Source organism: Nostoc sp. CCY 9925 (assembly GCF_963920935.1).
Lineage (GTDB): Bacteria > Cyanobacteriota > Cyanobacteriia > Cyanobacteriales > Nostocaceae > Nostoc.
The window spans coordinates 1-10,754 of the sequence record NZ_CAWUDO010000174.1 but is presented as its reverse complement, the minus strand read 5'-3'; the positions used below and the strand labels follow the sequence as shown (position 1 = coordinate 10,754).

The 10,754-nt window shown below is 40.3% G+C and carries 10 protein-coding genes; 8 read left to right on the top strand and 2 right to left on the bottom strand.

What is annotated here, in order from left to right; all coding sequences use genetic code 11:
- Positions 1–307: 307 nt before the first annotated feature.
- The 7 genes from ACM0OY_RS38100 (at position 308) to ACM0OY_RS38070 (ending at position 6,506) form a co-directional block, all read left to right on the top strand.
- A complete protein-coding gene (locus ACM0OY_RS38100; protein ID WP_414573902.1) occupies positions 308–931 on the top strand; it encodes a class I SAM-dependent methyltransferase in 624 nt (207 codons plus the stop codon).
- A gap of 923 nt (positions 932–1,854) precedes the next feature.
- The gene (locus ACM0OY_RS38095) at positions 1,855–2,205 is read left to right on the top strand and encodes an ArsR/SmtB family transcription factor (RefSeq protein WP_414573901.1); all 351 of its coding nucleotides are present in this window, start codon (positions 1,855–1,857) and stop codon (positions 2,203–2,205) included.
- 34 nt (positions 2,206–2,239) lie between these two features.
- On the top strand, positions 2,240–3,226 hold the full coding sequence (locus ACM0OY_RS38090; protein WP_414573900.1) for an SRPBCC family protein: 987 nt from the start codon (positions 2,240–2,242) through the stop codon (positions 3,224–3,226).
- 50 nt (positions 3,227–3,276) lie between these two features.
- Positions 3,277–3,684, top strand: coding sequence for a VOC family protein (locus ACM0OY_RS38085; RefSeq protein ID WP_414573899.1), 408 nt, complete (start codon positions 3,277–3,279; stop codon positions 3,682–3,684).
- A gap of 660 nt (positions 3,685–4,344) precedes the next feature.
- Positions 4,345–5,076, top strand: a complete 732-nt coding sequence (locus tag ACM0OY_RS38080; protein WP_414573898.1) for an ADP-ribosylation factor-like protein — start codon at positions 4,345–4,347, stop codon at positions 5,074–5,076.
- A gap of 9 nt (positions 5,077–5,085) precedes the next feature.
- Positions 5,086–5,682, top strand: a complete 597-nt coding sequence (locus ACM0OY_RS38075) for a hypothetical protein (protein ID WP_414573897.1) — start codon at positions 5,086–5,088, stop codon at positions 5,680–5,682.
- Positions 5,682–6,506, top strand: coding sequence for a hypothetical protein (locus tag ACM0OY_RS38070; RefSeq protein WP_414573896.1), 825 nt, complete (start codon positions 5,682–5,684; stop codon positions 6,504–6,506). Before ACM0OY_RS38075 ends, ACM0OY_RS38070 begins: the two co-directional genes overlap by 1 nt.
- A gap of 161 nt (positions 6,507–6,667) precedes the next feature.
- On the opposite strand, the gene ACM0OY_RS38065 is transcribed toward ACM0OY_RS38070, so the two are convergent.
- On the bottom strand, positions 6,668–8,155 hold the full coding sequence (locus ACM0OY_RS38065) for a phytoene desaturase family protein (protein ID WP_414573895.1): 1,488 nt from the start codon (positions 8,153–8,155) through the stop codon (positions 6,668–6,670).
- A gap of 26 nt (positions 8,156–8,181) precedes the next feature.
- Positions 8,182–8,820, bottom strand: coding sequence for a TetR/AcrR family transcriptional regulator (locus ACM0OY_RS38060; RefSeq protein ID WP_414573894.1), 639 nt, complete (start codon positions 8,818–8,820; stop codon positions 8,182–8,184).
- Positions 8,821–9,288: 468 nt separating this feature from the next.
- Between ACM0OY_RS38060 and ACM0OY_RS38055 the strand changes: the two genes are divergently transcribed.
- Positions 9,289–10,602: an ABC transporter substrate-binding protein gene (locus ACM0OY_RS38055; RefSeq protein WP_414573893.1), complete on the top strand. Its 1,314-nt coding sequence runs from the start codon at positions 9,289–9,291 to the stop codon at positions 10,600–10,602.
- Positions 10,603–10,754 lie beyond the last annotated feature (152 nt).

The following is a 10,754-nucleotide window of genomic DNA, read 5'->3' as shown; positions in this document are numbered from 1 at the left end:
AACCTTTTCCCCAAACCAAATTCTGAGTTCAAAATGCACAAAGCGAGTAGTATTGGGACTTACGCACTGAAGCCTGAAACATAGATCCCCCCTAGCCCCCTTAAAAAAAGGGGAACCTCTAAGCCCCCTTTTTAAGGGGGTTGGGGGATCTGAGTGCGTAAGTCCTGAAGCTACCGGGAGCATTTAACGCCGCACATCTTTTCGTGTTGGCTGTTGACAGTTAGCTGTCAACGAACCTCGTGAGTGAGTGTGCAGAACTAGTAGGATAATTCTACTGTTCAAAAATCTAGCCATTTTTTGAGTCAATATGAGTGTTCAAGCCGCATACGATAATTGGTCAACCACCTACGATGCTGACGAAAACCTGACGCGCGATTTGGATCAAATTGTTACTAAAGAAATCTTAATGGGTTTGAGGTGTAAATCAGTTGTTGAAATTGGCTGTGGCACAGGCAAAAATACGCTGTTGCTGTCACAAATTGCCCAAACAGTCTATGCAGTTGATTTTTCAGCATCCATGATCGAGAAGGCGAAAGAGAAAGTAAATTCAGCCAACGTGATGTTCATTACCGCAGACATTACGAACCAATGGATTTTCAGCAATGAGTCTGCTGATTTGGTCACCTGCAATCTAGTTCTAGAACACATTGAAAATTTGTCACTTATTTTTTCACAAGCCTACCGTGTACTTATTAAGGGAGGATACTTTTTCATCTGTGAACTTCATCCATTCAGACAATATGGAGGCACACAAGCTAATTTTCAAAGAAATCAAGAAGTGATTCAAATTCCAGCATTTGTACATCACCTGTCAGATTTTTTTCAGGTAGCGAAAAATCATGGTTTCCTGCTTGAGGATTTTAACGAGTGGTGGCATGAGCAAGACCAAAATAAACCACCCAGACTTGTATCGTTCTTGTTCAAAAAGTGAAGACAATCTGGGTTCTTGTCAGCTTTTGGTGATCAATAGTGGGCTGGTTTAGGCAGAAGGCAGAGGGCAGAAGGAAGAAAGAAGAAAGAAGAAAACTACAGAAAGTCCTGTGGTACAAGGGTTACAGAACCTCTACATCATAACCCTCTTGTGTCACTTGCGGAAAACAATAATCGGAGCGAAACTCTGAAGCTTTGATGGAATAAAGTTTTGAGCTTTTCTTTTCTAACAGAAACTAAAATTTATAGCCGTAGTCACACAGGTTAGGACATTTTGAAAGCATGGAAGCTAGGAATAGTAATACTTTTACCTCCTGCCTCCTGCCTCCTGCTATATAGCCAAAAACTCAAAAGTAAAGCTCTCAAAAGCTTTCAGACATTGGCTTCTCCCAAAGTGACAGAACAGGGATAAGAAAAGAATGGCACGAAGATAAGGCAGGAGGCAGAAGGAAAAGAAAATAAAAACCCGAAAGTTTTGCAGCACAAAGATTTCATAACTTCTGCCTCCTGCCCTCTGCCTCCTGCCTCACCCCAAGAAATAGCTTTACAAGCGTGCCATTCGGATAAGAAAAGTCTTCAGGTTGGATCTGGGTCTTTATCACAAGTTCTACGACGACAGGCAAAATCTTAAAACCCTTCTGCCTTCTGCCTCCTGTCTTCTGCCTTAAAGCGCGTAACCTTTCATCATCACCAAAAGTGGCCAAGAACCACAATCTGGGCTAATTTGCATTTTCGATCTATCTATCCAAGTGGAAACACCTGCACGGTATCTGGGTGATCGGCCTGAACAGTCCTATGCAAAGTTGAGAGAGTGATTTTTACACCAAGGAATCCAATACTGAAACTAATTAGCTCTTGACATTTTTGGCTAGTACATTTAACCTAGTGGTTAATTAACTGAGCGGTTAAATACTTCGACCCTAAATGTCCACCGATCAATTGAGCATCATTTTTGCCGCCCTTGCCGATCCTACCCGGCGGGCAATCTTGGCTCATCTCGCTAAGGGCGAAGCATCGGTGACTGAGCTAGCCCAACCCTTTGAGATGAGCCTGCCTGCCATTTCCAAACATCTCAAGGTGCTAGAACGTGCTGGATTGATCGCACGGGGTCGAGAGGCTCAGTGGCGTCCCTGTAGGTTGGAGGCAGAACCGCTTAAGGACGCAGCAGATTGGATCGAGCAATATCGCCAGTTTTGGGAACAGAGTTTAGATCGCCTGGACGAGTATCTACAGGAATTGCAAGCAGAGGAAAAGAAACCCGATCGCCAACCCTAATCTGCGATCGTTCCATTCTTTAAGGAGAAACAATATGTTGGAAAAAAATGACTCCACTTCCAGTGAGTCCGAACGGAAGATCGTTATTACCCGTGTCTTCAATGCACCACGAGAACTTGTATTTAAGGCATGGACAGAGCCAAAACACATCGCCCAATGGTGGGGACCAAAAGGCTTCACAACCCGTGTGACGGAACTGGATTTGCGTCCGGGGGGTCGATCGCGCTACGTCATGATTAGTCCAGATGGCACGGAATACCCCGTCAAAGGTGTTTTCCGCGAAATCGTCCCTCCAGAGAGGATTGTCACCACAGATGAATTTGACGAAGGGTTTGAACAAGTCATCAACGCTGAACTACCACAGGGAATGGTAATCACAGCAATATTCGAGGATGTGGATGGTAAAACCAAACTCACACTTGAGATTGTGCATGAATCTGCTAGCGATCGCCGCAAGCATGAAGAGATGGGTGTTGTTGCAGGGTGGAATTCCAGCTTTGATTGCCTCGACGAATTTCTGGCCAAGCAAATCGAACAGCAGCAGAATGGTTTCACACTGACCTTGCCATCAGATCGGGAAATCATTGTAACTCGCGTCTTCAATGCCCCGCGCCACCTCGTTTTTGAGGCATGGACTCAGCCCGAACACGTTCAGCGCTGGTTTGGAGGTTGCAGCAGCAGCATGACGATGACCGTTTGCGAAATCGACCTGCGCGTGGGGGGCATCTGGCGCTATGTCTTGCATGACTCCAGTAACGGTACCGACCACGGGTTCTCAGGTGAGTACCGTGAGATTGTCCCATCAGAACGATTGGTGTCCACCGAACGCTATGAACCAATTCCCAATAGCGATCGTCTGAACACACTCACTCTGACCGAAGAAGACGGAAAAACAACACTACATATCCATATCCAACACCAGTCCAGCGAGCAACGGGATGGGCATCTCCAATCAGGTATGGAGGTAGGTCTACGCCAGACCCTGAACCGTCTTGAAGAACTCCTACAATCCATGTCATGACAGCGATGGACTCATTGTTTTTGCGTAATCAACTTACAAAAGGAGAAAGTATGACTAAGAAAATTTTTGTGAACCTACCTGTAAAAGATCTCAATCAGTCTGTAAATTTTTTTAAAAAACTCGGCTTCAATTTCAACGCTCAGTTTACTGACGAGACCGCCACTAGCATGATTGTGAGTGAGGATATCTTTGTCATGCTCTTGACTCACGACAAGTTTAAGACGTTTACTCCTAAAGCCATTTGTGATAGTACAAAGAACACTGAAGTATTGCTATGTTTGTCTTGTGAAAGCCGAGAAGCCGTAGATGACATGGTGAGCAAGGCGGTTGCGGCTGGCGGCACAACTTACAATGAACCCCAAGATCACGGTTTTATGTACGCACATGGGTTTCAGGATTTAGATGGACACATTTGGGAAATCATGTACATGGAACCCAGTGCAGTGAATCAAAGTTAGAAGCAACTCTGTAGAATGCTCCAATTAAGGGTTTGCAGCCTTTCCATTGCTGCAAACCGTCAATTCCAAGCGATTGCTTAAGATTTTCCTAATTAATGAGACTTAATGAGAAAATTATAGACTTTATTGAGAATGAAATAGTCTCATTGACTATAATGCGATCGCCTTATTGAGAAGTCTTTGTAATTTTTTAAGCTTCTTATTTGGTAGATTGTCACATTTGTTATACAATCTTTTATGAATGGAAAAATTTAATAATCTTAAAAATCTATAGATCAATAGAATATATCCCAAATATTATTCTACGAGCGTAACTTAAAATGTGCAACAAAGTGGAAAAGAGATGTTGAAAACTTCGTGACTTTGAGCTATTCAAAAAAATAGAATGTCTAAAACCTGTATTCAGAAATACAGCCCACCAGAAAGAAGGTATGGATTTAATCATTCGTTGGTTCCTGAGCCAATGCGTTAACGGGGGGAAACCCCGTTAAAGTAACTAGCATTTGAACAAAGTAAAACCCAACATCAATCTTCGATTACGAACAAATTTTACTGTGACGTATACCTAGTTTATTTTAGTTTTAATGTGCAAATTTTTGTTCGCAATTTTTAGAAAATTTATTCAGTATTAAATGATTGGCAAAATAATATACAAATAGTATGTGGAATACAAATAAAACTTGGGTTGACTATTTACTTATTAATTTATTTTTGGGAAAAACTATTGGAATTTTGGGGGTTGATAATTGTGGAAAGTCGGTATTATATAATTTTATTTTTACAAAAAAGTTAAAGCATGGTATTTCTAGTACAGATACGCGTGAAAAAACAGAAAACGTGTCGATTCAAATTGACAATGAAAACTACAAAATAAGATTACAGCGTATTTTTGATGTTGGTGGGCAAAGACAGCTTTATCCTTTAAAAAAACTTACTTTTACTACATCTGATTGTATTATATACATTGTAAGGAGTGATTTAATAATTAATGCAGAGATGCTTGTTAATCAATGCCTTACTCAAAAAGAACAAGAAGAATTAAATGATTTTAGAAGAAAATATAAAAATGGACTAGCAGTAGATTTTGAAAACTTTAAAGATTGGCAAGAAAACATACCTTTTTGGGAAAAAGTACCTTTTTTTGAAAAAGGAAAACCTTCAAGAATAATTGTCGTAGGCAATCATTTTGGTGAAATCGGTAGAGAAGATACTGTTCCTAATTTTTTAGACACAAATCTTAAAAAGGATTATGGTAGGAATTTTAGGGAGTGTTTTAATAGAATTACCGGTTTTTTTGATGAAAGCACAGAGATGAAGTGGGTAGTTGGAAGCCTTGTGTCAGAAAAACTTGCTAATCAATTAGTTCTAGATATATTGAAATCGATAAATTAAAAGGTAAAAATGACAATTCCTATATATTTTTATGTACCAAACTACAAAAATGATATTTCTATATTAATTGTTAAAAATCAAAGAATAATCGAGTCAATAAATACAGAAAGTCAAGAGTTAATTAAGAATATCGATAGGACTAAATTAACTGGGATTAAGATAATTTCACAAGATGGAATAAATATCTTTTATAAAAACTCCGAGTTTTATATTGAAGCAACTACTAATAAACTAGATATAACAGGTCGTCCTGCAATCATTGGAATTGATACTAAAGTGCCTACTCTATCTTCAAGCTACAATGTAGAAGACTGGATTTTTGATATTTGTAATAACATTCAAAATTTTTCTACCAAAGTTGAACTATCTATCCAAGAAAAACATTTGGATTTAATTCGTTCTAGTTTACCAGCAATCTACTATAGAAATCAACGTAAAAAACTATTTTTGTATCTAGGGAAGTTAGCTTTAGCACTAATTTTACCGATTTTAATTGCTTGGATCATACAAGGGTTTTTTGTTAAAATTAACATCATTACAATAGGAATTTTAATTTCCATAAATAATATTATAGTAATATTATTTATAAAAAATGGAGGCAAATAATGAACTTCCCCTATGGTTACGATCCTGAAAACATTTCTATTGACGATCCTGCTTCGCGTCGAGTCATTTTAGTTGTATCTAGAGGCGAAAGGGAAAGAATTTTCTACGATCAAAAATACAAAAAATTCAAAGATTCAGTTATAAGAGGAAATACTCTAAAAGATGGACTGTGTATTGTTGAAAATACTCTTGAATTGTATGATAAAAAAGTTCAGAATTTTCTACAGCCAATAAAGAGTAATGGACTACTTGAAGCAGGAAATACTCTGATTCAAAATACATACAAAACATCTGAATATTTTAAGTTTAATCAAGAACAGATTGAAGAAAAAGTAATTCTGGAAAAATGGCGACATGATGTAACAATATGTAAATATTTAGGTGTTAAAATAGCAAATTTAAATAACCAAGAAGAAAAAGAAATTAATTCCAATTCAAACTTTGGTATAAATATTGTTTCTACATTATTTAATTTAGGTAGTGATAACAATTATTTTGTAAAAAATATAGAGAAAAAATTGCGCGAATTGTCGGCAGAATACCCAGGAAGTTCACCCAATGTAGAGGAAGCAAGAAAGTATATCGATAAAGTAGGATGGTCTCAAGATAAAGATATTGACTTTTTAATTGATAATCGTGCAGGCGAAAATCCCCTTGCAAAGTTTAAACAAGAGTTGAATTTATTTGCCCAGATCGAAAATGGTTTTGATCTGGCAGTAGATCTAGTGATACCGCAGTACTTGACAAAGGGGAGTGTAAAGATTAAGCAGGGCAATAATATGATTAAGAAGTTTATCACAAAAGTTGAATTGACTTTTTCTTAAAAATCTAATATACGATCTTTACAACATGTCCCCATAAATGGCGTTGCTGAATCATGGGATGAATTCGCCTAATTTGGAACGAATTTTCAATGTTCTCAACACAAATTCATCCCGTATTTATGCAACGCCAGAAAATCCTGAGTATCGGGCGCGATAGTCTGTTAACGCAAATCTTGGCTAATAAATCCAGCAGCACTACGCGCTGCTTCTAAGATTGTGAGTAATCCACTTCCTGGATGAACAGCACCACCAATCCAGTACAACTTACTAATATTTTCAGAACGAATTGGAGGACGAAATGGCCCAAGTTGGCTCCAATTGTGGCTGAGATTGAACACAGCACCCAAATGAACTCGATAATCATCTTGCCAAGTTTGTGCAGTGTAACATCGCTGGCTAACAATATGTTTTTCAATATTGTCATATCCAAGCTTACATAGGCGTTTAATAATAAAGTCTTGGTAACTTTTTTGTTTAACATCCCAGTCAACAGCATAAGAAGTATTTGGAATTGGGACTAACACAAACAATGTGCTGTGTCCGGCTGGTGCATTACTGGGGTCTATAATTGTGGGATTGCAGACATAGAACGGTGGATCGATTTCATCTAATGCAGAATCATCTATCCAAGGGCGATCGCGTCGGCGAATGTGTTCTGATAAATAGATTTGATGATGTGGTAAGTCTTCGTAGCGGCGATTTACACCCAAATAAAGCATGAATGTAGAGCATGAAAATTGCATTTGCTTAAGCTGGCGATCGCTGTAGCGACCTCGTGCTGAAGTTGGTAGCAAATGACGCACAGCCCAGCCAAAGTCAGCATTGATGACTACTGCATCAAAATTCAGGCACTTACCATCAGCGAATTCGATACCACGAACCTGCCCCTGCTCAATTGAGACTTGATGCACTGGACAATTGAGGTGAATTTGCACCCCTAAATCTTGAGCAGCCTTACCCAATCCCTGTGCTAATGCCCGGAATCCTCCCACTGGATGCCATACTCCTTGTGCAAATTCCAAAAATGGAATCAGACTGAATACACTCGCTGCCACACTAGGATGCATTCCTAAATATTTCGAGGGATAGCTCAGAGCATAGACTAACCGTTCATCCTGGAAAAATCGCCAAAAGTGTTGATATAAAGTCTCCCAGGGACGAAATGACAGTAGAGAGACAATTTCATTCCAACGCAAGTAACCCAATAGATTTCGTACAGGGCTTCCTAGATAAGGCTTGTAGCCCAACTCATATTTACGGATATGTTCTCTGTACCAGCGATCGAATGCTAATGGTAAATCTGAACGCAAATTTGCTAGTTGTGTTTTAAAGGCTTTTAAATCTGAGGTTAAATCCAGTTGTGTGCCATCCCAAAATTGAAGGCGAGTATAGGGTTCCAATCGTTTGAGTTGAACATAGTCAGCAAAATTTAAGCCAGCTTCCTGAAAAAGCTCCTCATATAGATGTGGCATTTGCAGAATGGTCGGCCCTGTATCAAAGGCATATGAATCAACTTCTAACCCACGCATCCGTCCACCTACGCTTTCAGCCGCCTCAAAGATTTGCACTTTATACCCTAATCCAGCAAGTCGGATGGCTGTGGCTAGACCACCAGGGCCGGCTCCTACAATAGCAATTTGTTTAGACATAAATAAACTCCTCATTCACTTGAACACTAGATACTTTCATCAAAGAGTGGCTGGAGGTAACGAATCAAAACTTGTTTAGTTTCCGCAACTAGTTGCAGCCGTAAGCGCTCGTCTTGGGATAGTGATAATAACTGAAGCGCATTAGCAATTTCTACACTGACTAAAGCTGCTAACTGGCGTTGCTGGGAATTCATTTGCGGCTGCCGTAAAGCCAAGAAGTTATCTAATTGCTCTACAATTTCATGGTCAACTCGCTTATTCACTGCCTGCAAGTCGGCAGATACTCGCGATCGCAACATAATCTCCCGACAACCTGGTTGGGTAGTATAAAATTTATCAAAGTCTTCAATTGCTTCACTCAACAATATTGCCAAGGGATAATTAATAGTTGAAGGATTAAACCTAGCAGTAAATAACTTTCGCATTTGTTGTGCATATCGCTCTGACAGCGCATGGAGAATAGCCTCCTTGTCGGGAAAAAAGCGGTAGAGTGAACCAATTGATATATTTGCCCGCTTTACAATCAAGTCGGTTGAAACCGCTTCATAGCCTACCTCTTCAAATAACTGAGCAGCTACATCCAAGATTCGATCGACCCGTTGGCGACTGCGGGCTTGTTGCGGTAAGCGACGAAATGTTTCTGGATTATCGATCCCTGAAGACATGAATTGGTTAGAAGGAAACACGAGCAATTCTCATATTATCAGCATAAAACGCGACAAATTTTCTTTTTTTCTGACTTAGAGCTAAACACCTCGCTACCGCTAACAGCACTTTCATATAGCAATCCGATTTGATTTGGGAAAAAATCTGCTGTGAGAGTGTCAACATCTCTATCTTTAGAAAGTTGTTTAGTGAATTAAAAACAAATTAGTTTACATTTATTACAGCAACTTTTAACTGTGTGGCTAAAAAGTTTCTTCTTTCTCGAAGGAAGTGCTGTATTTTTTGGGATTTGTTAGCAAAATTTTATGCTTATTTACAATGAGGCTGCTTATTTTTAAGCCAGCTTATTTTGGAAATTTATGATCCATTGTTTAAGTATTTTTGCTAAAAAACACAAAATCATCTGTTTTCAGGTATTTTACGTTTTTATTTCCTAATAATTATTTCCACTAGCGATCGCGACATTGATGTTGTACCGAAAGCCAACAAACAAGCTGCAAAAATTCATCCAAAAACAAGGTTTTTTGCGTGTAGGAGTCTTTCTGGCAACTCTATTAGGCATCATATTGTTCAGTTGGGTAGCACTTTCGCAGCAACCAGTTACCCTGAATATGTTAATTACTGCCCCTGATGCCCAACCTTGGAGGCAGGGTTTGATTAGAGACTTCGAGGCTAAGAACCCAGGCATTCGCCTTAACTTGGTTGAAGGGCCGAATGCCACAAATTTGCTCGAAGACTTGTATACTTCATCTTTTATCTTGGGTGAATCTCCTTATGACCTGATCAATATGGATGTCATCTGGACAGCCAAGTTTGCTGCTGCTGGATGGTTGCTACCTCTAGACGATCGCGTTTCCAAACAAGATTTGGCAGCGTTTTCACCCAAGGATTTAGAAGGTGGACGTTATCAGGACAAACTGTACAGAATTCCCATGCGTTCCGATGTGGGAATGCTCTACTATCGGGAAGATTTAATCAAACAAGCAGGATTGAAACCACCAGAAACCTTTGCAGATTTGATGCAAATTTCCCAAGTTTTGCAGAAGAAAGACCAGGTAAATTGGGGCTATGTTTGGCAGGGTCGTCAATATGAAGGACTTGTGGCTATGTTTGTAGAAGTCCTTGATGGCTTTGGTGGCTTTTGGGTTAATCCCGACACCCTGGAAGTTGGGCTAGATCGACCAGAAACATTACGTGCCATTGAGTTTCTGCGTAGTACTGTCACCCAGGGCGTTTCTCCTTCTGGGGTCACAACCTACCAAGAAGAAGACACCAGGCGCTTGTTCCAAAGTGGTCAAGTAGCATTTTTACGCAGCTGGCCCTATGCTTGGCCTTTAGCTCAGGCAGAAAATTCGCCAATCCGGGGCAAAATTGGGATTAAACCGATGGTTCATGCTCCTGGTAAGACTGGGGCAGCTTGTCTAGGAGGCTGGGGTATAGGGATTTCTAAAACCTCTAGACATCCCGAAGAGGCTTGGAAAGCAATTCAGTACTTTACTAGTGAAGAGGCACAGCGCCGATTTATTTTGACCGCAGGTTATGTGCCAAGTCGCCGGGATTTGTTTACAGACCCAGAGATTGTTGCCAAATATCCTCACTATCGGCAGTTACTAGAGGCCGTGGACAATGCAGTTTTACGTCCGCCGATCGCCCAATACGCTCAAACATCGGATATTTTGCAGCGTTATCTCTCAGCCGCACTATCCGGACGCATGAATCCAGAACAAGCAATGCAAGCTGCTGCTGCTGAAACACGTCGGCTGCTAGGGGCTAGGGGATGAGGAGGCAGGGGAGGCAGGGCAGGCAGGGGAGGCAGGGGGAGCAGAGGGAGCAGGGGAGGCAGGGGGAGAAAGAATAACCAATGCCCAATGCCCAATGACCAATGACTAATGACTAATGACTAATGACTAATGACTAATGACTAATGACTAAT